Raw genomic sequence first — 21,420 nt, forward strand, 5'->3', positions numbered from 1 at the left:
TCAGGTTCCTCCGAGTGCCGCACGGAGCTTGGCGCGCAGCAGGCGGACGGCCGGCGAGTGCTGGTCGCGGCGGGCGACGAGGCCGAGTCGGGCGTGGACGGCCGCGTCCTTGACGGGGATCGCGCGCAGCGTCGGCACGCCGACGGCGGAGGACGGGCTCAGGACGGCCACGCCGGCGCCGCGTTCGGCGAGGCGCAGGAGCGTCGTCGGTGAGCTGGCCTCGATGTCCACCCGCGGCTCGGAGCCGAGTCGGCGGCACGAGCGGTCGTACGCGGCGCGGATGCCCGTGCCCGGGGTCAGGCCGAGGACCTTCTCGGGCGCGCGGAGACCGACCAGGTCGGCGAGGCGGACGGTCTTGCGGTCGAGCGGGTGCCCGATCGGCACGACGGCGGCGATCGGCTCGTCGACGAGGACGCTCGCGTCGAGTTCGGGGTCGGCCTCGCCCGCGAACCCGATCAGCGCGAGGTCGAGGGTGCGGGCGAGGACGTGGGACTGGAGGAGCTCGGAGTCGTCCTCGTGCAGGCTGAGTTCGATCCCGGGGTGAGTGCGGCCCAGATCGGCGACGACGTCGAGGAACGGCGGGATCGAGCAGCCCGTGATCATGCCCAGGCGCACGCGCCCGCGCACGGCCTGCGCGAACTCGGCCGCGGTGTGCTGGATGTCGTCGAGCGTGGCGAGGGCGTTCTTGGCGAGCGGGAGGATCGCCTCCCCGGCGGGGGTGAGTCGGATGCCGCCCCGGCTGGCGCGTTCGAGCAGCTGCTGGCCCAACTCACGCTCCAGCTTGCCCACTTGGGTACTGATGCCGGACTGGCTCACGTGCAGGCGAGCGGCGGCGGCGGTGAAGGAGCCCTCGTCGACGACGGCGGCGAAGTAGCGCAGTTGGTGCATCTCCATAACTGATGATGATAGCTGGCATCGGATCCATCTGTTGGACGGATGGGGTGGTGCGGACGGACCATGGAGGCATGACGACGACGAACAGTGCACGCGAGATCGCCGAGACCTACTTCACCGCCTGGGAGGCGGGCGACTTCGAGGCCATCCGGGAACTGCTGGCGCAGGACGTGGACTTCGTGGGCGCGCTCGGCACCGCGTCGGGGATCGAAGAGGCCCTGGGCGGACTGAAGGGGCTCGGCCGGGTGCTGGAGAAGATCGACGTCCAGGTGCGGGTCGCGGAGGGCGACGACGTGATCACCTGGTACGACCTGCACACGAGCATCGCGCCCGCCGCGCCCACGGTGAACTGGATGCACATGGAGAACGGCAAGATCGCGCGGATCCGGGTGACGTTCGACCCGCGCGGACTGCTGGAGGGCTTCGGGAAGTAGAGGGGCGTCAGCCACCCACCCTCGCGCGGGGAGTCGGCCTCACCGACTTCCCGCGCCGAACAGCTCCCCCAGGTGGTACTCCAGGATCGCCACCGCCTCCTCCCCGCTGCGCTGACCGCCCAACACGCTCGACCCCAGCCCGTTGACCATCGCCAACAGCCCGGCCGCAGTCACCGCGGCGTCCTTCCCCTCCGCGATCTCCCCCGCCTCCTGTGCCGCCCGGATCTGCTTCGCGAGGAACCCCTCCAGCAGATCAGGCTGTAGCGGCCCCTTCTTCTCCATCGCCCCCGGATCGCTCAGCACGAGCGTGTAGTACGCCGCGTACGTCCGCGTGATGCGCCGGCTCTCGGCGTCCGTCGGCAGGATGCACGACAGGATCGCCGTCACGATGCTCCGCGGTGTGGGCGGCACCCCCGCCTCCTTGATCCACCGCTCCATCCGCGCCTGCAGCTGGGTCCCGAGCCGCGCCAGGGCGTCCAGCAGCAAGCCGTCCTTCGTCGTGAAGTAGTACTGCACCAGTCGCAGCGACACCCCCGCCTCCGCCGCGACCGCCCGCATGCTCGCCGCTTGCAGGCCCTGGGTTTCGGCGATGCGTAGCAGGGCCTCGGCGATCTGCCGGCGCCGCCCCTCGTGATCGGCCTTCTCCGCCATCCCGCGAACTTCCTCTCCACACATGCCGGTACACCCGCATCATGGCCGTGATACATGTGTACCAGGCGAATCGGTGAGTTCGGGAACACCCAGGCCGTAGCCCGATTCCGTCCCGCGTGCGAGCGAACGTCCGCCCCCCCTGCGGCCCGGCCCGAAGGCCGCACCCGACGCCCCGACGCCCGACGGCCGAGGCCCGACGCCCGACGCCCGAAAACGGTGCGGCCCCTCGCTCGTGTTCGTGAGCGGGGGGCCGTTCCCCGGCTAGGCCACGGGCTCCGGTGTCGCCGTCGCGGCGCGCCAGGTGGCGACGAGATGGGCCGCCTTGGCCTCGAAGGCCGGGTCGCGCCAGGCGCCCGGGAGGCCGAACAGCACCGGGAGGGTGAGGTCTCCGCGGAGGCGGTGGGTGACCCGCACGATGTCCCCGGAGTTGGCGCGGTCGCTCTTCTTCACCACCGCGACGTTGGTGACGTCCGCCCAGGCGAAGCGCTTGCGGAGGCCGAAGGGGCCGGTCCACCAGATCTCGCGCTCGTCGAAGCTCACGCTGGTGAAGACGGCGCCGACCTGGGCGATTCCGCCGACGACGAGGAGGAGGGCGAGTGCCATGCCGATGGAGGTCCGGGCGGTCAGCGGGGTCCGCGAACCGAGGTACAGGATGTAGCCCCCACCGGCCAGGAACAGCGTCGAGAAGAGCCACTGGCGGCGGACCTGCGCCGGGGAAAGACGGTACGTCATGTGTTGCACCTGCGGATCTTGGCAGCTTGGCCGCACCTGAGGAAGCGTCACCATCCTTCCTTCCCCGGGCTCACCCGCCGGAGCGGATCGGCTCCCCCGTCCGGTGCAGGTGGGTGAGGATCTCGCGGTACGAGCGGACCACGCCCACCTCGTAGTACGGGATGCCCTTCTCCGCGCAGAACGCACGGGTGATCCGCGCCGCCCGGCCGAGCGCGGGCGTCGGCATGCTGGGGAAGAGGTGGTGCTCCACCTGGTAGTTGAGGCCGCCCATCACGGCGTCGACGGCGAGGCCGCCGCGGACGTTGCGCGAGGTGAGCACCTGGCGGCGCAGGAAGTCGAGCCGCATCTCCGGTGTGACCATCAGCATGCCCTTGTGGTTCGGGGCGAACACGCAGCCCAGGTAGACGCCGAACAGCGCCTGGTGGACGGCGAGGAACGCCACCGCCTTGCCGGCCGGGAGCGCGGCGAAGACGAGCCCGACGTAGCCGGCGAAGTGGGCCACCAGCAGCGCACCCTCCAGCCAGGGGCGCTTGACCGCCGGCCCCCGCAGGGCACGGAAGCTGTTGAAGCTGAGGTTGAGGCCCTCCAGCAGGAGCAGCGGGAAGAACAGGAACGCCTGCCGGCGCCCGATGAACCGGGCCAGTCCGCTCGCCTGCCGGGCCTGCCGCTGGGACCACACGACGAGATCGGGCGCGACGTCCGGGTCACGCTCCTCGTGGTTGGGGTTGGCGTGGTGGCGGGTGTGCTTGCTCATCCACCAGCCGTAGCTCATCCCCATCAGCAGGTTCGCGGCGATCCGGCCGCCGAGCTCGCTCGGTGCGCGCCGGGAGAACACCTGCCGGTGCGCCAGGTCGTGGGCGAGCAGGCCGATCTGGGCGAACACGACGGACATCGCCGCCGCCAGACCGAGCTGCCACCAGGTGTCGCCCAGTGCGAACAGGGCGCACCAACCGCCGACGAACGCGGCGAGCACCAGTGCGGCACGGGCGGCGTAGTAGCCGTGCCGCCTGGCCAACAGGCCCTCGGCGGCGATCCGGCGGCTCAACTGGGCGAAGTCGCTCCCGCCGGTATCCGGCTGCGGGGCGGGGGCCTCGGGCGCGACCGTCATCGTCGCGGGCTGTGTGGGCATGCCCCGAGTCTGGTTCGGCGGGGCACCCCCGGAGAACGGGGAAATCACCCGTCCCGTACGGGTGTTAACCCCCCTGCCCACCCCGGGGGCAACCTCACCCCTCCTCCGTCTCCTCCGGCTCGCGCAGCCGCGGCCGATCGGAGGGCTCGCGGCGGCGGAGGGTAGCGGCGATGGCCCGAGCGACCTCGGCCCGCTGGCGGGCGGTGCAGCCCGCCATGAGACGCTCCAGGCGCCGCAGGACGAGGACGTCCCGCCACGCGCGGATCGCCCCGCTCACGACCCCACACGCGAGGACGGCGGCCAGGACGGTGGTCGGGCTCATCGGAGGACCTCCGCTCGGGGTCGGGGCGCGGCGTACCAATCGCACGAGAAGACGGAATGGACGTGGCGCTTCAGTTCGAGCATTCGGTCGCCGAGGAACGCGACACCTTCCGCTCCGAAGAACTCGGCCGGCCTGCCGGAAGGCAGACCGTCGGCCACGCCGTGGGCGAGCAAGGTGGCGAAGAGAGCCTCGAAGGTGTCGCCGCAGCACCACTCGATCACCAGGGCGGCCGTGCTCCTCGCGTGGCAGCGGACGGTTCCGTGCAGGGCCGCCGTCTGATTCAGCAGGGCGGGTCGTCGCAGGATCCTGCTCAGTAGCAGCTCATGCGGGCCGGGCCCGCCCGGGTAGTCATGGACCCGAGCCGTCTCGCTCGGCAGCAGGCGCTCGGGATCGAACACGAGCGGAGTCCCGTCGTCGTTGACGAACGTGATCCGCTCCGGGCCCGATCGACCGCACATGGTGATCCCGCCGTGCACGGGTGATGCCCGAACAGCGAACTCTCCGACATCCCGGTACAGCAGCAGTCGAGTCACCAGATCGGTCCCCACCGAGGGATCCAGGCGCAAGGTCAGTCCGTCCTCCGCGATGCTGGACGCGACGACTCCGAACACGGCGAAGGTGACATTGCGGCTGCTCAGCGCAGTGGCGAAGGCATAGACCACCACCGCTTCGAGGTGCACCTGAGCGGCGGTCTCCGCATCGGGAACCGGGTGCTTGACGAATACCCGCACCTGCTCGGCGAGTTCACGGGACCGGCAGTACTGGAGGCCGGTCAGCTTCTGGATGCGCCTGGCCAGGCGGGTGACGTTGTCCGACGCGGACATGCGACTCCATTCCCCCCACGGAGCCGTCCGGCGGCGGCTGGAGAGACAGGTCGACTGTCCTGCGAACCAAGGAAGGTCACACATGCCCGCGGGCGACTCTCCAGAGCCCTTCGCCCACCCCGGCCGCCGGTGACCGAGTGCGTGAGCGCGTCGCCGCATCAACACAACCAGCCTACACGCGGGCCCGGTTGGCGCGCAGGCGTATCGAAGTCAAGCCCCCCGCCGAGCACTGTCCGCCCCCTTGGATACAGTTCGCGCACGCGTCGGCCGAATGTTCCACACGCGAACACCAAGCGGACCGCCGCGCTCCGCACATCCGATGGGGGACCAAGCAGTGCCCAGCAGACGTCGCGTCGGCCTCGCCGCCGCACTCGTGAGCTCGACCGTCATCGTCACCGCGCTGCCCGCCGTGGTCGCGCACGCCGACGCTGAGTTCCTGTACGTGGACAACGCCGCCAAGGCCTGTTCAGACGACGGCCCGGGCACCGACATGCACCACCCGTTCTGCAGCATCCAGGCCGCCGCCGACGCGGCACAGCCCGGCCAGACCGTCCGCATCGGCGGTTTCGAGTACACGGAACAGGTCACGCTGAAGCAGTCCGGCACTCCGGGGCACCCGATCACCTTCCGGGGCGAGACCACCATCCCAGGTCACCGGTCGGGCATCGAGTTCAAGCCCGGCGGGTACCCGTCGACCACGAACTCGCAGCACGCCTTCGTGGCATCCGGGGTGCACGACATCACGATCGAGAACCTCTGGATCACCGACTCCCCGCAGGAGGCGGTGCTCATCGCCGACTCCCAGCGCATCACGCTCGACGCCAACCAGGTCGACAGCGCGGGATATCAGGCCACGACGCCGCCACCGAAGAACTTTGACAACAACGCGTCGGCCATCCGCCTCACCGGGAAGACCAGCGACGTCACGATCAGCCGCAACCAGATCGGCAACAGCGGCCGGGCCGGCGTCGCCGTCGAGCCCGGCGTGACCGGGACGGTCATCACCACCAACTCCTTCACCGGGATCTACGACTTCCGCGCCTCGAACGTCATCGTCGCCGACAGCGCGCCGGGCACCGTGGTGAACAGCAACACGATCGGCGGCACCTGCGGCACCGGCATCGTCCTCAACGGCGGCTCCACCGGTTCGACCGTGGTGAACAACATCGTCCAGGTCCACAGGAACTGCGACGTGAACGTCGGCGTCGGCGTGATGGTGGCGCCCGGCTCCGTCCCCGGCACCAGGTCCGACTACAACGTGCTGTACAGCGACAGCCCGGACGCCCACGCCTACTACTGGAACGGCACGCTCTACCGGGCGCCAGCCGACCTCGCGGCCGCCACCGGCCAGGGCCGGCACGACCTGGCGGCGGACCCGAAACTGTCCGTCCACAACGCGGTCAACGAGGACGTGACCCCCGGCGCCGACTCGCCGGCGATCGACTCCGCCGACGCCACCGCGCCCGGCCGGCTGGACACCGACGTCTACGGGAACCCGCGCGCCGACGACCCGCTCGTGCCCGACACCGGTACCGGCGTGGGCTACCACGACCGCGGCGCGGCCGAGGTCGAGAACCCGTTCGCCGTCTCGCTGTACCCCGGGACGTACATGCCCGACCAGCCGATGGCTGTCACGTTCTACGGCGGGACGACCTCACCCTGGTACACGACCACCACGACCCTGGACTTCGGTGACGGCAGCCCGGTCGCGACCGCGCCGACCTTCCCGCTGACCCACACCTACCCCGCCGCAGGACGGTACATCGCCACGCTGACCGCGACCGACAGCACCGGCACCGTCAAGAAGGCCACCACGAACGCCGACGTGGCCAGCGGGCCGATCACGGCAGCCGTTCAGGTCCAGCAATCGCCGCTGACCCCCAAGAGCGTCTCGGTCGCCGGGACCTACAACAGCCCGTGGCCCGTGGAGCAATACCAGATCGACTTCGGCGACAACCAGGGTCAGGGTTACTGGAAGCAGTCGCTGCCCGCAGCTCCGGTCCCGCACGACTACGCCAAACCCGGCCGCTACACCGTACGGCTGACCGTATCGGACGACCACGGCCGCTCCGCCACGGCCGCCGGCTTCGCCCACATCAACGTCCCCGACCCCGGTGACCGCGCGATCGCCGGCCGCTGGACGACCGGCATGCCCGCCGCCAACGGCCTGTTCAACAACGGCACGTGGGCGCTGCGCTCCACCGGCGACTGCTGCAGGGCCACCATCACCCAGGCCTCCTTCGGCCAGGCCGGCGACCTGCCCGCCACCGCCGACTGGGACGGCCTCGGCCACGACCAGCTCGGCATCTACCGGGGCGGCACCTTCGCCCTGCGCCACGACGACGGCACCGTCTCCGCCATCCCCTTCGGCGACACCGGCGACATCCCCGTCCCCGGCTACTGGGACGGCAACGGCCACGCCCAACTCGGCCTCTACCGCCCCAGCATCGCCACCTTCATCGTCCGCCACGACGACGGCACCATCACCACCGCCGCGTTCGGCCAGGCAGGAGACATCCCCGTCGCCGGCGACTGGGACGCCACCGGCCACTTCCAGCTCGGCATCTACCGGAGCGGCACCTTCGCCCTGCGCCACGACGACGGCACCGTCTCCACCGCAGCCTGGGGCAACCCCGGCGACCAGCCCGTCGTCGGCGACTGGTACGGCAAGGGGCGCACGACCTACGGCATCTTCCGCCCCACCGACCCCTCCTACGCCCTCAGCGGCGCCTACGCAGGCGTCTACGGCTACGCCGGCCAGGTCTACTGACCAGAACAGCAGAGCAGCCCCGCACCCCTCCCCGGGTGCGGGGCCGTTGCGTCGAGAGCCGTCAGCCCTGCTGCTGTTGCGGCCTCCGGCGCAGGGCCATGAGCAGCAGGAACGCCGCCGTCAGGGCCGCCGAGAGGCGCAGGACGCCCGGGGCGGAGGCCCAGGTCATCTGGCCGAGCTGCGAGCCGGGGCCGGCTCCCGCCTGGCCGTGCTGGGTCTGGCGCATCTGGTAGAGGGTGGTCGCGCTCATCGTGATCAGCGGGATGCCGAAGATCGCGAACTTGCGGGTGAGGTCCTTGAGTTGGCTGGAGAGGTAGCCGAGACCCCAGCCCGCCAGCATGGCCGGGAAGAAGCCGGTCCAGGCGCCGCCCGCGAGGAGGGCGGCGGCGAGCAGGAGCAGCGGGGACGGACGGCGGCCGGCGAGGGCGCTCTTCTTCGGGGACTTCGCCGAACCGGCGGCCCCGGCGGCGCCGGCGGCTCTCGCGGCCTTCTTCTCCTTCCTCGGATTCGCGACGGCCGCCGCCTCCGGCGCCTCCGGCTGCGCGGGCGGCTCGCTGCCCTCCCCCGCGCGCTGGTCGGGGATCTGCTTCGGCGGGGCCGCCGGCGCATCGGAGAAGTTGAGCATCACCAGGTCCCAGCCGCCCCCGCCGGAGTGGATCACCTGCGGCGGCGGTACGGCGTCCGGGTCGGCCTCGGCGGCGGCTTCGCGCGGCGGGTCGAGCGGCACGGCGGACATGCCCGGGACGCCGGGCGCCGTGGCGGTGTCGTACACGCTGTCGTCGGAGGCGTCGTGGCCACCGTCGCGGGCCTCGGCGGGCTCACCGCCCGGCCGCGAGCTCCACGGTCCGCTCTTGCGCCACCACTCGCCGTCCGTCATCCCCGACACCCCGCCTCGCCCGTACCCTGGTCGGCCCACCGAAGTCCGGCCCACCGAACCGCCCTCGGCGTGACGCTACCCACCACTCCCCCACCCACGCGAGTCCCGACCCCCGCACGGACCCCAGGCCCACGGACGCCCCACCCGACTAACCTAGGTCGAATGACCACACAGCAGGGCCCCCAACGCTCCGGCAGGTCCGCCGCCGGCCCCCGCACGCTCGCCGAGGAGCTGCGCGCCCGCCCGGACGACGGTCTCGCCGCCCTGCTCCGCGCCCGCCCGGACCTGCTCAACCCGGTGCCCGGCGACCTCACCCAGCTGTCCGCCCGGCTGTCGTCGCGTGCCTCCGCGCTGCGCGCCCTGGAGCGGCTCGACCGGTTCACCCTTCAGGTCGCCGAGGCCCTGGCCACCGCCCCGGACGGGACCACGCTCACCACCGTCCGCACGCTGCTGACCGGCCCGGCGAAGGTCAAGCCGCACCCGGGCGCCACCCCGCTCACCCCGGCCGACCGGTCCGCCGTCGCCGCCGCGCTGCCCCGGGCGATCGCCACCCTGCGCGACCGCGCCCTGCTGTGGGGTCCGGACAACGGGCTGCGCCTGGTCCTCGCCGTCCGCGAGGCGCTCGCGCCGACCGCCGCCAACCCCGGCCGCACCGGTCTCGGCCCGACGCTCGCGGACGCCACCATGGGCATGTCCCCGGCCCGGCTGCAGCAGTTGCTCGCCTCCGCCGGCCAGCCCGCGACGCCCGACCCGGTCACCGCCGTCGCCGCGCTCACCGCGCTGCTCACCGACCGAGCCCGCTGCGACGCCCTGCTCGCCACCGCTCCCGAACCCGCCCTGCGACTGCTGGAGCGCCTCGTCTGGGGCCCGCCCACCGGCACCGTCCCGGACGCGGCCCGCCCGGTCACCGCCGAGGACGCGCAGAGCCCCGTCGAGTGGCTGCTCGCACGCGGCCTGCTGCTGCCGAGCGGCCCCGGCAGCGTCGTCCTGCCGCGCGAACTCGCCCTGCACCTGCGCGGCGGGCGCACCCACCGCACGGTCGAGCCCGTCCAGCCCGAGCCCCGGCCCGCCGCCCCACCGCGCGATCCACAGGCTGTGGACAGCGCCGCCGCCGGACAGGCCCACACCGCCGTCAAGACCGTCGAGGAACTGCTCGACCTGTGGGGCCTCACCCCGCCGCCCACCCTGCGCGCGGGCGGCCTCGGCGTGCGCGACCTCAAGCGCGCCGCCCAGGCCCTGGAGACCACCGAGCAGCAGGCCGCCTTCTGGCTCGAACTCGCCTACAGCGCAGGCCTGCTGGCCCCCGACGGCGAGGCCGACGAGTGCTGGGCCCCGACCCCCGCGTACGACACCTGGCTCCAGCAGGACACCGCCGAGCGCTGGTCCGTCCTCGCCACCGCCTGGCTCGCCGCCACCCGCGTGCCCGGCCTCACCGGCACCCCGGACGGCAAGGGCAAGCCGCGCGCCGCCCTCGGCCCCGAACTCGACCGCACGCTCGCCCCGTCCGTCCGTCGCGCCGCCCTCGCGCTGCTCGCCGAACTCCCGCCCGGCACCCCCGCCACCGCCGCCGAACTGCTGCCCACGCTGCGCTGGCAGCGCCCGCTGCGTGGCGGCCCGACCGGCCCGGACGGCCACGAACTGCGCGACGACCTCGCCGGCTGGGCCCTGGCCGAGGCCGAACTCCTCGGCGTCACCGGCCGCGGCGCCCTCGCCGCCCCCGCCCGCGCGCTGCTCACCGCCGAGGCCGACCCGGCCGAGGTGCTGGCCCCGCTGCTGCCCCGGCCGCTCGACCACGTCATCCTTCAGCCCGACCTCACCGCGATCGCCCCGGGCCCGCTGCTCACCCCGCTCGCCCAGGCGCTCGCGCTCTGCGCCGACATCGAGTCCAAGGGCGGCGCCACCGTCTACCGGTTCACCCCGGTGTCCGTGCGCCGCGCCCTGGACGCCGGACGCACCGCAGCCGACCTGCGGACCTTCCTGGAGCAGCACTCGCGCACGCCCGTCCCGCAGCCGCTCACCTACCTGATCGACGACGTCGCCCGGCGGCACGGCGTCCTGCGGGTCGGCGCCGCGTCCTCGTACCTGCGCTGCGACGACACCTCGCTGCTCGGCGAGGTCCTCGCCGACCGCCGCTGCGCCGACCTGCGGCTGCGGCTGCTCGCGCCCACCGTCCTCGCCTCCCAGGCCGCCCCGGACGTCCTGCTCGCGACGCTGCGCACGATGGGCTACGCCCCGGCCGCCGAGTCCGCCGAGGGCGACGTGCTGATCACCCGGCCGGACAGCCACCGCACCCCGCCGCGCACCGCGCCGACGCCCGTCCCGGACGGCCCGCCGAGCCCCGACGACACCCTGCTCGCCGCCGCCATCAAGGCCATCCGGGCGGGCGACCGCGCCGCGACGGCCACCCGCCGCGAGCCCGTCCCGGACCCGCGCAAGCTGCCGCGCACGGCCGCCGCGGAGACGCTGGCCAGCCTGCAGACCGCCGTCCTGCTCGGCGAGCGGATGTGGATCGGCTACCTCAACGCCGAGGGCATCGCGAGCCAGCGGATCATCGACCCGGTCAAGGTCGAGGGCGGCTTCGTCACCGCCTTCGACCACCACGCCGACGAGCTCCGCACGTTCGCCCTGCACCGCATCACGGGCGTGGCCGAACTGGAGGGGTGAGAAAGGGGGTCAGTGCCCCTGCGACTCCTTCATCTTCTCCTTGACCGCCTGGTCCGCCAGGGTGCCGATCTGCCCCTGCCCGACCGGAAGTTCGCCCCCGGTGACGGTGTCCGCCAGCAGGAACCCGGGCGCGGCGAGCAGCCCGCCGGGGCCCTCGCCGATGCCCGCGACGGCGTGCGCCGAGCCGGCGGAGGAGGCGGTGGCGGCGAAGGCCGTCCCCATGAGGGCGAGGGCGGTGAGAACACGCTTCGACTTGTTCATGCCCGGCCCAACGAGCGACGCGCGCCCTGGTCACCCCACGCGGTTGCGGCCCGACCGCACCGGGCGTAGTCCGGAGGCAGGGGAGGACGAGGTCCAGGGGGTTGCGGAAGGAGTCATCATGCTCGGCGATCGGATCGCGGAACTGACCACCACGGAGAGCGGCCGACGGGTCCTCCCCACGGTCGGCGGCCCCGCCCTGGAGGTCTCGATGACCGGTGTCGGACAGCTCCTCGGCCACCCCGTCCGGGAGTTCGTCTCCTACGAGTCCGAGCTCCGCCCCGACGGCTCGCTGTTCGGCGAGGGCCAGGGCGTCGGCATGACGGAGAAGGGCGAGACGTACAGCTGGCACGGCAGCGGCATCGGCCGCTTCACCCACGGTGGCGCCGTCAGCTGGCGCGGCAGCATCTACTTCGAGAGCACCGCGGACGCCTTCCTGCGCCTCAACGACGTGGTCGCCCTCTTCGAGTTCGACAACGACCCCGAGGGCAACGGCAAGTCCGTCCTCTACGAGTGGAAGTAGCCGCCGCACGCCCGTCCCCGTCCACCGCAGGGGCACCCCGTCCCGGTTCACCGCGGAATGCGCGACACTGGAGGGTCTGCGTCAATCCACCCTGTCAGCCAGTGGAGGGCTCCCCCGCGTGAACGACGGACCGCTCATCGTCCAGAGCGACAAAACTCTTCTCCTGGAGATCGACCACCCCAAGGCCGCCGAGTGCCGCCGCGCCATCGCGCCGTTCGCCGAGTTGGAGCGGGCGCCCGAGCACGTGCACACGTACCGGGTGACACCGCTCGGGCTGTGGAACGCGCGGGCCGCCGGCCACGACGCGGAGCAGGTGGTCGACGCCCTCGTGACGTACTCGCGCTACCCGGTGCCGCACGCGCTGCTGGTGGACGTGGCCGACACCATGGCCCGTTACGGACGGCTCCAGCTCACCAAGCACCCCGTCCACGGGCTCGTGCTGACCACCACCGACCGGCCGGTGCTGGAGGAGGTGCTGCGCTCCAGGAAGATCGTCCCGCTGGTCGGCGCCCGGGTGGACCCCGACAGCGTGGTCGTGCACCCCTCCGAGCGCGGCCAGATCAAGCAGGTGCTGCTCAAACTCGGCTGGCCCGCCGAGGACTTCGCCGGGTACGTGGACGGCGAGGCGCACCCCATCGACCTGCGGCAGGACGGCTGGCAGCTGCGCCCGTACCAGGCGCAGGCCGTCGAGGGCTTCTGGCACGGCGGCTCCGGCGTCGTCGTGCTGCCCTGCGGCGCCGGCAAGACGCTGGTGGGCGCCGCCGCGATGGCGGAGGCGAAGTCGACCACGCTGATCCTGGTCACCAACACCGTCTCGGCCCGGCAGTGGAAGCACGAGCTGGTCAAGCGCACCTCGCTCACCGAGGACGAGATCGGCGAGTACAGCGGCACGAAGAAGGAGATCCGCCCGGTCACCATCGCCACCTACCAGGTGATGACGACGAAGCGGAAGGGCGTGTACGCGCACCTGGAGCTGTTCGACGCCCGCAACTGGGGCCTGGTCGTCTACGACGAGGTCCACCTGCTGCCCGCTCCGGTGTTCAAGTTCACCGCCGACCTCCAGGCCCGCCGGCGCCTGGGCCTGACCGCGACGCTCGTCCGCGAGGACGGCCGCGAGGGCGACGTGTTCAGCCTCATCGGCCCCAAGCGCTTCGACGCGCCGTGGAAGGAGATCGAGGCGCAGGGCTACATCGCGCCCGCCGACTGCTGCGAGGTGCGGGTCACCCTGACCGACTCCGAGCGCCTCGCGTACGCGACGGCCGAGCCGGAGGAGCGCTACCGCTTCTGCGCCACGACGGCGACCAAGCGACGGGTGGTGGAGGCGCTGGTCAGGAAGCACGAGAAGGACCAGACGCTGATCATCGGCCAGTACATCGACCAACTGGACGAGCTCGGGGAGGCGCTCGACGCGCCGGTGATCAAGGGCGAGACCAGCAACGCGCAGCGCGAGAAGCTCTTCGACGCGTTCCGCAACAAGGAGATCGGCGTCCTCGTGGTCTCCAAGGTCGCGAACTTCTCGATCGACCTGCCCGAGGCCACGGTGGCGATCCAGGTCTCCGGGACCTTCGGCTCCCGCCAGGAGGAGGCCCAGCGCCTCGGCCGCGTCCTGCGCCCGAAGGCGGACGGCCACGCGGCGCACTTCTACTCGGTGGTCGCCCGGGACACCGTGGACCAGGACTTCGCCGCGCACCGGCAGCGCTTCCTGGCCGAGCAGGGCTACGCCTACCGCATCATCGACGCGGACGACGTGCTGTAGGCCGCGGCGTCCGTAGCCGGGGCGTCAGTACCGGACACCGTCGCGCCCGAGGAAGATCACGCGCGCGGCGGTGTCCAGGACGATCCCGAGGTTGCGGACGGCGGCGGCGATCGGGTTGCGGTGGCGGCCGGGGAGAGCGGTGGCACCGGCCGGGGCGGTGGTGGGGTTGTGTGTGCTCATGTCTTCAACGGTAGGCACCCGACCGGCCGCGGGCATCACTCCAAAGGCCGCATCCACCGGGCCGGACCTCGTCCTGCGGGTGTAGGCGTACCCCTGAGAGCTGCGGGGCTGGAACCCCGAGACGGAGGGGTCTAAGATCGTCCGTCTGCCCCCTCCCGAACCGTGGTACCTGCTGTAGTCCCGCAGGCAGCCGGGGGAGGCGCCGACCGCACGGCAACCGGCCGGCCGTACCCACCGTGAGCTCCATCGATCCGCTGCGCCCGCCACCGGGGCAGCCGGGAAGGTTCGCCGTGCCCGCCACCCCCACCACCGACCCCCTCCAGCGCGAACGCGACCACCTGGCCGCGTCCCGGTCCGCGCTGCGAGCGATGCGCGAGGACGTCCAGTCGCTGGACCTGCGCGACGTGACCGGCACCTGGGTGTCCGCCGCCGTCCTCCAGAACCAGATCGAGGCCAGGATCGCCGCCCTGGCCGACCTCGCCGACACCCCGCTGTTCTTCGGCCGCCTCGACTACCTGCACGCGATCAGCGAGGGCCTCGGCGAAGCGACGGGTGCCGCACCGAGCGCGCCGAGCAGGGGTGGTGACGGGCGACGGGCGGGAGGCGGGGAGCACTTCTACATCGGCCGCCGCCACGTGCACGACGCCGACGGCGACCCGATGGTGATCGACTGGCGCGCCCCGGTCTCCCAGCCGTTCTACCGCGCCAGCCGCGCCGAGCCGATGGACGTCGAGCGCCGCCGCCGCTTCGGCTACACCGGGGGCGAGCTCACCGCGTACGAGGACGAGCACCTCACCGACCCCGAGGAGACGGACACCGCCTCCGCGCTCCTCGCCGCCGAGATCGAGAAGCCCCGCGTCGGCCCGATGCGCGACATCGTCGCCACCATCCAGCCCGAGCAGGACGAGATCGTCCGCTCCGACGTCACGGGCACCATCTGCGTCCAGGGCGCCCCCGGCACCGGGAAGACCGCCGTCGGCCTGCACCGCGTCGCGTACCTGCTGTACGCGCACCGCGAGCGCCTCGCCCGCACCGGCACGCTGGTGATCGGCCCGAACAACGCGTTCCTCTCGTACATCGAGCAGGTCCTGCCCGCCCTCGGCGAGCTCGACGTCGCCCAGGCCACCGTGCAGCAGCTGGTCGGGCACGTGGAGGTCAGGGGCGAGGACACTCCCGAGTCGGCCCGGCTGAAGGGCGACGCCCGGATGGCCGAGGTGCTGCGCCGGGCCGTCCGCTCGGGCATCACGCTTCCCACCGAGCCCTGCGTGGTGGTCCGCGGCTCCCGCCGCTGGCGCGTCTCCGTCCACGAACTGACGGAGATCATCGAGGAGTTGAAGGGCCGCGACACCCGCTACGGTGCAGCCGGCGAGGCCCTGCCGCAGCGCATCGCACACGCCGTGCTGCTGAAGATGGAGCAGTCCGGCGAGGCCCCGGACGACCGCGTGCAGGACGCGGTGGCCCGCAACTCCGCGGTCAAGGCCGTCGTCAAGCAGTGCTGGCCACCGGTCGACCCGGCCAAGCTGGTGCTGCGGCTGCTCTCCGACCCGGAGTTCCTGGCCGTGTGCGCCGAGGGCGTGCTCACCGCCGAGGAGCAGCGGGCGGTGCTGTGGCCCAAGGCCGGCCGCTCGGTGAAGACGGCCCGCTGGACGGCGGCGGACGCCGTCCTGGTCGACGAGGCCGGAGACCTCGTGCGGCGCACGCCCTCGCTCGGGCACGTGGTGCTGGACGAGGCCCAGGACCTCTCCCCGATGCAGTACCGGGCGGTGGGCCGCCGCTGCACCACCGGCTCGGCGACCGTCCTCGGCGACCTCGCCCAGGGCACCACCCCGTGGGCCACCGCGAGCTGGCCGGACGCCCTGCACCACCTGGGCAAGCCGGGCGCCCACGTCGAGGAGCTCACCAAGGGCTTCCGGGTACCGGAGGAGGTCATCGCCTACGCCTCCCGACTGCTGCCCGCGATCGCCCCCGGCCTGGCCCCGGCGACCTCGGTGCGCGACACCCCGGGCGCGCTGGCGATCCGCCGGGTCGCGGACGGGGAGCTGACGCGGGCCGTGGTCGAGGCCTGCCGGCGGGCGCTGGAGCACGAGGGCTCGACCGGCCTGATCGCCGCCGACGCACGCGTCCCGCTGTTCGCCGAGGCGCTGGCCGCGGCCGGCCTGCCGCACCTGTCCCCCGGCACCGAGACCAGCGCCGAGGCCCGGCTGACGCTCGTCCCGGCCTCACTGGCCAAGGGTCTGGAGTACGACTACGTGGTGCTGGACGAGCCGGCCGCCGTCATCGCCGGCGAACCGGACGAGCGCACCGGCCTGCGTCGCCTGTACGTGGCGCTCACCCGCGCCGTCTCGGGCCTGACGGTCCTGCACGCGGAGCCCCTGCCGGAGCAGTTGGGCTGACGGTGCAGGGGCCGGCCCGCATCCGGACCGGCCCCTCCCGCGCGACGGACACCGGTCGGCCGCTGTCGGCGCTTCCACGCTCAGCCGTCGATCAGGGCCCGCCACTCGGCGACCTTCGCCGCGTCGACCGGGGTGTGCCACCCGTCGGCGCGGACCGCGCCGCCGACGTGGAAGGCGTCGAACCCGGCGGCCCGCAGCCCCGGCACGTGCTCGGCCCGCAGGCCGCCGCCGATCAGGATCCGCTGGCCGTAGCCGGCCTCGCCCTTCCTGGCCAGTTCCGCGAGGAGCACCTCGCGCCCGGCGGCCACGCCGCCGGGCGCGCCCGAGGTGAGGAAGGTGTCCAGGCCGGGCAGTGCGCCGACGGCCGCGCGGACGGCGGCCCGGTCGGCGCTGTGGTCGATCGCCCGGTGGAAGGTCCAGCGGCAGCCGGCCACCGCGTCCGCGACGGCCGCGGTGGCGGCGAGGTCGACGGCGCCGTCCGCGTCGAGGAAGCCGAGGACGAACTCCTCGGCCCCCTCGGCGCGGAGCCCGGCGGCCCGGACGCGCAGCGCGTCCAGGTCGCCCGGTGCGAAGCCGTCCCGGAGGCGGAGCATGACGCGCAGCGGCAGCTCGACGGCGGCCCGGATCCGGGCGAAGTCCTCGACGGACGGGGAGAGTCCGTCGGCGGCCATGTCCGTGACCAGTTCGAGCCGGTCGGCGCCGCCCGACTCGGCGGCCTGGGCGTCCTGGGGCGTCAGCGCGATGACTTCGAAAATTGGTCTAGACATATCCGATAGCCTGCCACATCCGCCCACCCCCGACGAGACCGCCACCCGCTTCCGGCCCCCGGCGACCGACTCCGGGCTCACGCCACGGCGCGCTCCTCCTCGGCATCGCCGCCGGGGCCGCCCGTGCCGCCCCGCCCGATCCTGTGCATCGCCACCGCGACGATGACCATCAGCCCGATCGCCGGCACCGCGACCGGCAGCAGCTGGGAGATCCCATGAGCCTCGCGCCAGATGTTGAACAGGCTCGCGAACGTCGTCAGCGACAGCACCGCGACACCGAGGGCGGCCGGCAGTTCCTTGCCGCGCAGCGCGGTGAAGGTCAGCAGCACCGGCACGATCAGCAGCAGCGCGAACCACTGGGCGTCCAGCGGGAAGGTCGTGTCGTCCCAGCGCTGGAGCCACACCAGGCCCGCACCCCCGGCGATCGAGGCCAGCACCATGCCGCGGGTGCGCCAGTTCGCCCTCGGCAGCAGTTCCGTGGGCGCCGCGAGCAGCAATGCCGCCGCCAGCGCGGCCGGCATGGTCGCCATGCCGACGTACCCGGCCCACCACAGGTCGATGAACGACGGTCCGGTGAACGCCTGCGCCAGGACGCCCAGTCCGAGCACCGCCTGGACCGAGGCGATGACGCGCACGGCCGTCCACCGCCCGAGCACCGATGCGATCGCGAGCAGCAGCGCGGTCACCGGCGGCGCGAGCGTCGTGGCCCACGTGGTGTACGAGTGGTCCCAGGTGAGCCGGAAGGAGGCGCCGTCCGGGTCGGTGACCCACGGCACCAGCCCGGAGCCGGCCAGCGCGCCGGCCACCATCGGTGCGGCGAGCGCGAGCACCCGTCCGAGCATCCCGGAGCCGGTCAGCCCGAGCCGCAGGCGGAGCCCGTACGCGGCGAGGTCGAAGACCTCCCGGGCGACGGCCGCGCGGTCGGCCTCGGCCGTGGCGTCGGCGAAGACCGCGGTCATCTCGTCGCCGCGCTCCCGGCGGTAGCGGGACGGGTACAGCTGGAGAGCGGCCCGCAGCACGCCCGCGGGCGCCCCGATCGTCGGTGTGGTCATGCGAAGATCCCCCTCATCAGCGCCCGCCCCTCGGGCCCGGGCTTCCCCTTCAGCGCCGAGCGGACGGTCGCCAGCCGGCGCTCCGCCTCGGCCGCGACCGTCCGCAGCCGCTCGGCCTCGGTGGCGAGCGCCGTGCGGCCGGAGCCGGTCAGCGCGTACGTGCGGCGGGCCCGGCCGTCCACGATCTCCTCGGCGGCGACCTCGATCAGGCCCTGCTGGAGCAGGCGGTCGAGGGCGCCGTAGAGGGTGCCGGTGCGCATCTTCACCCGGCCGTCGGAGATCTCGGAGATCTCCTGGATGAGCGCGTAACCGTGCCTGGGCGCGTCGGCCAGTGCGGTGAGCAGCAGCAGCGTCGGCTCCTGCATCGAGCGTTCTGTCATGCGTCTACATATATCGTCAACCGGCATATAGGTCCAGCACCGGTCCCACCGAAGACGCGTCCGTTACACGACCAGCACAATGGCGCCCATGCCGAACACCGAGGACCTGCTCGCCGACTGGACCGCCCTGCTGCACCGCTGCGACACCACCGCCGACCCCGAGCCGTACGGGCGGGAGCTGCTGCGCCGCTGGGCCGAGCCGCAGCGGCGGTACCACACCGCCGACCACCTGGGCGCGGTCCTGCGGCACGTCGACGCCCTCGCCGCGCACGCCGCGGACCCGGACGCCGTCCGCCTCGCCGCCTGGTTCCACGACGCCGTCTACCGGCCCGACCGCACCGAGAACGAGGAGCGCAGCGCCGCGCTCGCCGTCCGGGCCCTGACCGCCGCGGGCCTGCCCGCCGACCGGACGGCCGAGGTCGAACGCCTCGTCCTGCTCACCGTCACCCACGACCCCGCCCCGGGCGACCGCGACGGCGAGGTGCTGTGCGACGCGGACCTCGCCGTGCTCGGCGGCGCCCCCGAGGCGTACGCGGCGTACGCGGCCGCCGTCCGCGAGGAGTACGGCTTCGTGCCCGAGCCGGACTTCCGGGCGGGTCGCGCGGCCGTGCTGCGCCGGCTCCTCGCCCTGCCCGCGCTCTACCGCACCCCCACCGCCCGCGAGCGCTTCACCGCGGCCGCACGCTCGAACCTGGCGGCCGAACTCGGAGCGCTCGAAAACTAGTCCAGCTTCCCCACCGGCGCGACGACGGCGCCCTGCTTGCCGCACACCCAGTGCGGCTCCGGCCCCAGCTCCGGCTCCACGCTCAGCGCGTGCGGGTCCCCGTCGGCCGCGCAGGCGGTGCACAGCGGCCAGCGCCCGTACGCCTCCAGCAGCGCGTCCTGGACGTCCTGGGCGACCAGCCCGAGCACGTACTCGGTGCCGTCCGGCCACTGCTCCAGCCACCACCGCCGGTGGGTCACGGCCTGCTCCACGAGCGAGACGACGGCGGCGTCCGCCACGTCCCGCGCGGTGAGGTCGGCGAGGATCTGCGCACGGGCCTCGTGCAGGGCGGTCTCGATGTCAGCCATCCGTCGATTCTCCCAAACAACGCCGCGTGGGCGGCTCCCCGGAGGGAACCGCCCACGCGATCGGAACACCGATCCGGTCGTGCGACCAGGATCAGAAGTCCATGTCACCGCCCGGCATGCCGCCGGCCGGGGCCGCGGCCTTCTCCGGCTTGTCGGCGATGACGGCCTCGGTGGTGAGGAACAGAGCCGCGATCGAGGCGGCGTTCTGCAGCGCCGAGCGCGTCACCTTGGCCGGGTCGATGATGCCGGCGGCGATCAGGTCGACGTACTCGTTGGTGGCGGCGTTCAGGCCGTGACCGGCGGGGAGGTTGCGCACCTTCTCCACCACGACGCCGCCCTCGAGGCCGGCGTTGGTCGCGATCTGCTTGATCGGGGCCTCCAGCGCCACGCGGACGATGTTGGCACCGGTGGCCTCGTCGCCGTCCAGCTCCAGCTTGTCGAACGCGACACCGGCCTGCAGCAGGGCGACGCCACCACCGGCGACGATGCCCTCCTCGACGGCGGCCTTGGCGTTGCGGACGGCGTCCTCGATGCGGTGCTTGCGCTCCTTGAGCTCCACCTCGGTGGCCGCGCCGGCCTTGATGACGGCCACGCCGCCGGCCAGCTTGGCGAGGCGCTCCTGGAGCTTCTCGCGGTCGTAGTCCGAGTCGCTGTTCTCGATCTCGGCGCGGATCTGGTTCACGCGGCCCGCGACCATCTCGCTGTCGCCGGCACCGTCGACGATCGTGGTCTCGTCCTTGGTGATGACGACCTTGCGGGCGCCGCCCAGGAGGTCCAGACCGGCGTTCTCCAGCTTCAGGCCGACCTCCTCGGAGATCACGGTGCCGCCGGTGAGGGTGGCGATGTCCTGGAGCATGGCCTTGCGGCGGTCACCGAAGCCCGGGGCCTTGACGGCGACGGACTTGAAGACGCCCTTGATCTTGTTGACGATCAGGGTCGAGAGGGCCTCGCCCTCGACGTCCTCGGCGATGATGACGAGCGGCTTGCCGCTCTGCATGACCTTCTCCAGCAGCGGGAGCAGGTCCTTGATGCCGCCGATCTTGGAGTTGGCGATGAGGATGTACGGGTCCTCGAAGGTCGCCTCCATGCGCTCCAGGTCGGTGGCGAAGTAGGCGGAGATGTAGCCCTTGTCGAAGCGCATGCCCTCGGTGAGCTCGAGCTCCAGGCCGAAGGTGTTGCTCTCCTCGACGGTGATGACGCCTTCCTTGCCGACCTTGTCCATGGCCTCGGCGATGAGCTCGCCGATCTGGGTGTCAGCGGCCGAGATGGAGGCGGTGGAGGCGATCTGCTCCTTGGTCTCCACGTCGGTGGCCTGGGCCAGGAGCTGGTCCGAGACGGCGGCGACGGCCTTCTCGATGCCGCGCTTCAGGGCCATCGGGTTGGCGCCGGCGGCGACGTTGCGCAGACCCTCGCGAACCAGGGCCTGGGCGAGCACGGTGGCGGTGGTGGTGCCGTCACCCGCGACGTCGTCCGTCTTCTTGGCGACCTCCTTGACGAGCTCCGCGCCGATCTTCTCGTACGGGTCCTCGAGCTCGATCTCCTTGGCGATGGAGACACCGTCGTTGGTGATCGTGGGGGCGCCCCACTTCTTCTCCAGCACGACGTTGCGACCCTTGGGGCCGAGCGTGACCTTCACTGCGTCGGCGAGCTGGTTCATGCCACGCTCAAGGCCGCGGCGAGCTTCCTCATCAAAGGCGATGATCTTGGCCATCTGAAGTGGTCCTCCGGGACACGGTCGACTGC

At 72.8% G+C, this 21,420-nt stretch carries 21 protein-coding genes; 7 read left to right on the plus strand and 14 right to left on the minus strand.

Features of this window, described 5'->3' with window-relative positions; genetic code table 11:
* The gene (locus PUR71_RS40260) at positions 1-894 is read right to left on the minus strand and encodes a LysR family transcriptional regulator (protein ID WP_329932263.1); all 894 of its coding nucleotides are present in this window, start codon (positions 892-894) and stop codon (positions 1-3) included.
* A gap of 71 nt (positions 895-965) precedes the next feature.
* On the opposite strand from PUR71_RS40260, the gene PUR71_RS40265 reads away from it, so the two are divergent.
* Complete coding sequence (locus tag PUR71_RS40265; RefSeq protein WP_329932264.1) at positions 966-1,328, plus strand: nuclear transport factor 2 family protein; 363 nt, start codon at positions 966-968, stop codon at positions 1,326-1,328.
* Between the two features lie 39 nt (positions 1,329-1,367).
* Here PUR71_RS40265 and PUR71_RS40270 read toward each other — a convergent pair whose 3' ends face one another.
* The 5 genes from PUR71_RS40270 to PUR71_RS40290 all read right to left on the minus strand — a co-directional run bounded on the left by PUR71_RS40270 (position 1,368) and on the right by PUR71_RS40290 (position 4,986).
* Positions 1,368-1,979, minus strand: a complete 612-nt coding sequence (locus PUR71_RS40270; protein ID WP_329932265.1) for a TetR/AcrR family transcriptional regulator — start codon at positions 1,977-1,979, stop codon at positions 1,368-1,370.
* 261 nt (positions 1,980-2,240) lie between these two features.
* Positions 2,241-2,711 carry a hypothetical protein gene (locus tag PUR71_RS40275; protein ID WP_329932266.1) on the minus strand — a complete coding sequence of 157 codons (471 nt, stop codon included), beginning with the start codon at positions 2,709-2,711 and terminating at the stop codon, positions 2,241-2,243.
* Positions 2,712-2,781: 70 nt separating this feature from the next.
* The gene (locus tag PUR71_RS40280) at positions 2,782-3,840 is read right to left on the minus strand and encodes a fatty acid desaturase family protein (RefSeq protein WP_443077750.1); all 1,059 of its coding nucleotides are present in this window, start codon (positions 3,838-3,840) and stop codon (positions 2,782-2,784) included.
* A gap of 94 nt (positions 3,841-3,934) precedes the next feature.
* Positions 3,935-4,162 carry a hypothetical protein gene (locus PUR71_RS40285; RefSeq protein WP_329932267.1) on the minus strand — a complete coding sequence of 76 codons (228 nt, stop codon included), beginning with the start codon at positions 4,160-4,162 and terminating at the stop codon, positions 3,935-3,937.
* Positions 4,159-4,986 (minus strand): hypothetical protein, encoded by an 828-nt coding sequence (locus PUR71_RS40290; RefSeq protein WP_329932268.1) that lies wholly within the window; start codon positions 4,984-4,986, stop codon positions 4,159-4,161. Before PUR71_RS40290 ends, PUR71_RS40285 begins: the two co-directional genes overlap by 4 nt.
* A gap of 334 nt (positions 4,987-5,320) precedes the next feature.
* On the opposite strand from PUR71_RS40290, the gene PUR71_RS40295 reads away from it, so the two are divergent.
* Positions 5,321-7,756: a PKD domain-containing protein gene (locus PUR71_RS40295; protein WP_329932269.1), complete on the plus strand. Its 2,436-nt coding sequence runs from the start codon at positions 5,321-5,323 to the stop codon at positions 7,754-7,756.
* 61 nt (positions 7,757-7,817) lie between these two features.
* Here PUR71_RS40295 and PUR71_RS40300 read toward each other — a convergent pair whose 3' ends face one another.
* On the minus strand, positions 7,818-8,633 hold the full coding sequence (locus tag PUR71_RS40300; protein WP_329932270.1) for a hypothetical protein: 816 nt from the start codon (positions 8,631-8,633) through the stop codon (positions 7,818-7,820).
* Positions 8,634-8,795: 162 nt separating this feature from the next.
* Between PUR71_RS40300 and PUR71_RS40305 the strand changes: the two genes are divergently transcribed.
* Positions 8,796-11,297 (plus strand): helicase C-terminal domain-containing protein, encoded by a 2,502-nt coding sequence (locus PUR71_RS40305; protein ID WP_329932271.1) that lies wholly within the window; start codon positions 8,796-8,798, stop codon positions 11,295-11,297.
* A gap of 9 nt (positions 11,298-11,306) precedes the next feature.
* Here PUR71_RS40305 and PUR71_RS40310 read toward each other — a convergent pair whose 3' ends face one another.
* On the minus strand, positions 11,307-11,558 hold the full coding sequence (locus tag PUR71_RS40310; RefSeq protein WP_329932272.1) for a hypothetical protein: 252 nt from the start codon (positions 11,556-11,558) through the stop codon (positions 11,307-11,309).
* 118 nt (positions 11,559-11,676) lie between these two features.
* Here PUR71_RS40310 and PUR71_RS40315 point away from each other — a divergent pair, with 118 nt between their 5' ends.
* Complete coding sequence (locus tag PUR71_RS40315) at positions 11,677-12,078, plus strand: hypothetical protein (RefSeq protein ID WP_329932273.1); 402 nt, start codon at positions 11,677-11,679, stop codon at positions 12,076-12,078.
* 118 nt (positions 12,079-12,196) lie between these two features.
* Entirely contained in the window at positions 12,197-13,834 is a 1,638-nt protein-coding gene (locus tag PUR71_RS40320) for a DNA repair helicase XPB (protein ID WP_329932274.1), read from the plus strand.
* 24 nt (positions 13,835-13,858) lie between these two features.
* Here the strand turns inward: PUR71_RS40320 and PUR71_RS40325 are convergent, their stop codons facing one another.
* Positions 13,859-14,014 (minus strand): hypothetical protein, encoded by a 156-nt coding sequence (locus tag PUR71_RS40325; RefSeq protein ID WP_329932275.1) that lies wholly within the window; start codon positions 14,012-14,014, stop codon positions 13,859-13,861.
* Positions 14,015-14,268: 254 nt separating this feature from the next.
* Between PUR71_RS40325 and PUR71_RS40330 the strand changes: the two genes are divergently transcribed.
* Positions 14,269-16,407 (plus strand): HelD family protein, encoded by a 2,139-nt coding sequence (locus PUR71_RS40330; protein ID WP_443077762.1) that lies wholly within the window; start codon positions 14,269-14,271, stop codon positions 16,405-16,407.
* A gap of 80 nt (positions 16,408-16,487) precedes the next feature.
* Here PUR71_RS40330 and PUR71_RS40335 read toward each other — a convergent pair whose 3' ends face one another.
* The 3 genes from PUR71_RS40335 to PUR71_RS40345 all read right to left on the minus strand — a co-directional run bounded on the left by PUR71_RS40335 (position 16,488) and on the right by PUR71_RS40345 (position 18,606).
* Positions 16,488-17,174, minus strand: a complete 687-nt coding sequence (locus PUR71_RS40335; RefSeq protein WP_329932276.1) for a copper homeostasis protein CutC — start codon at positions 17,172-17,174, stop codon at positions 16,488-16,490.
* 77 nt (positions 17,175-17,251) lie between these two features.
* Positions 17,252-18,226 carry a hypothetical protein gene (locus PUR71_RS40340; RefSeq protein ID WP_329932277.1) on the minus strand — a complete coding sequence of 325 codons (975 nt, stop codon included), beginning with the start codon at positions 18,224-18,226 and terminating at the stop codon, positions 17,252-17,254.
* Positions 18,223-18,606, minus strand: a complete 384-nt coding sequence (locus PUR71_RS40345) for a PadR family transcriptional regulator (protein ID WP_329932278.1) — start codon at positions 18,604-18,606, stop codon at positions 18,223-18,225. Before PUR71_RS40345 ends, PUR71_RS40340 begins: the two co-directional genes overlap by 4 nt.
* Before the next feature lie 88 nt (positions 18,607-18,694).
* On the opposite strand from PUR71_RS40345, the gene PUR71_RS40350 reads away from it, so the two are divergent.
* Positions 18,695-19,330: an HD domain-containing protein gene (locus tag PUR71_RS40350; protein ID WP_329932279.1), complete on the plus strand. Its 636-nt coding sequence runs from the start codon at positions 18,695-18,697 to the stop codon at positions 19,328-19,330.
* Here PUR71_RS40350 and PUR71_RS40355 read toward each other — a convergent pair.
* Together PUR71_RS40355 and groL are read right to left on the minus strand one after the other, a co-directional pair.
* Positions 19,327-19,677: a hypothetical protein gene (locus PUR71_RS40355; protein WP_329932280.1), complete on the minus strand. Its 351-nt coding sequence runs from the start codon at positions 19,675-19,677 to the stop codon at positions 19,327-19,329. The two genes, PUR71_RS40350 and PUR71_RS40355, sit on opposite strands and share 4 nt — an antisense overlap.
* A gap of 91 nt (positions 19,678-19,768) precedes the next feature.
* The gene (groL, locus tag PUR71_RS40360; RefSeq protein ID WP_329932281.1) at positions 19,769-21,388 is read right to left on the minus strand and encodes a chaperonin GroEL; all 1,620 of its coding nucleotides are present in this window, start codon (positions 21,386-21,388) and stop codon (positions 19,769-19,771) included.
* Positions 21,389-21,420: the final 32 nt, after the last annotated feature.

This window comes from Streptomyces sp. SP17BM10 (genome assembly GCF_036322405.1).
Classification (GTDB): Bacteria; Actinomycetota; Actinomycetes; order Streptomycetales; family Streptomycetaceae; genus Kitasatospora.

Coding starts and splice junctions, on each gene's coding strand:
- PUR71_RS40260 (WP_329932263.1), bottom strand. CDS start 894: ATGGAGATGCACCAACTGCGCTACTTCGCCGCCGTCGTCGACGAGGGC.
- PUR71_RS40265 (WP_329932264.1), top strand. CDS start 966: ATGACGACGACGAACAGTGCACGCGAGATCGCCGAGACCTACTTCACC.
- PUR71_RS40270 (WP_329932265.1), bottom strand. CDS start 1,979: ATGGCGGAGAAGGCCGATCACGAGGGGCGGCGCCGGCAGATCGCCGAG.
- PUR71_RS40275 (WP_329932266.1), bottom strand. CDS start 2,711: ATGACGTACCGTCTTTCCCCGGCGCAGGTCCGCCGCCAGTGGCTCTTC.
- PUR71_RS40280 (WP_443077750.1), bottom strand. CDS start 3,840: ATGCCCACACAGCCCGCGACGATGACGGTCGCGCCCGAGGCCCCCGCC.
- PUR71_RS40285 (WP_329932267.1), bottom strand. CDS start 4,162: ATGAGCCCGACCACCGTCCTGGCCGCCGTCCTCGCGTGTGGGGTCGTG.
- PUR71_RS40290 (WP_329932268.1), bottom strand. CDS start 4,986: ATGTCCGCGTCGGACAACGTCACCCGCCTGGCCAGGCGCATCCAGAAG.
- PUR71_RS40300 (WP_329932270.1), bottom strand. CDS start 8,633: ATGACGGACGGCGAGTGGTGGCGCAAGAGCGGACCGTGGAGCTCGCGG.
- PUR71_RS40305 (WP_329932271.1), top strand. CDS start 8,796: ATGACCACACAGCAGGGCCCCCAACGCTCCGGCAGGTCCGCCGCCGGC.
- PUR71_RS40310 (WP_329932272.1), bottom strand. CDS start 11,558: ATGAACAAGTCGAAGCGTGTTCTCACCGCCCTCGCCCTCATGGGGACG.
- PUR71_RS40315 (WP_329932273.1), top strand. CDS start 11,677: ATGCTCGGCGATCGGATCGCGGAACTGACCACCACGGAGAGCGGCCGA.
- PUR71_RS40325 (WP_329932275.1), bottom strand. CDS start 14,014: ATGAGCACACACAACCCCACCACCGCCCCGGCCGGTGCCACCGCTCTC.
- PUR71_RS40335 (WP_329932276.1), bottom strand. CDS start 17,174: ATGTCTAGACCAATTTTCGAAGTCATCGCGCTGACGCCCCAGGACGCC.
- PUR71_RS40340 (WP_329932277.1), bottom strand. CDS start 18,226: ATGACCACACCGACGATCGGGGCGCCCGCGGGCGTGCTGCGGGCCGCT.
- PUR71_RS40345 (WP_329932278.1), bottom strand. CDS start 18,606: ATGACAGAACGCTCGATGCAGGAGCCGACGCTGCTGCTGCTCACCGCA.
- PUR71_RS40350 (WP_329932279.1), top strand. CDS start 18,695: ATGCCGAACACCGAGGACCTGCTCGCCGACTGGACCGCCCTGCTGCAC.
- PUR71_RS40355 (WP_329932280.1), bottom strand. CDS start 19,677: ATGGCTGACATCGAGACCGCCCTGCACGAGGCCCGTGCGCAGATCCTC.
- groL (WP_329932281.1), bottom strand. CDS start 21,388: ATGGCCAAGATCATCGCCTTTGATGAGGAAGCTCGCCGCGGCCTTGAG.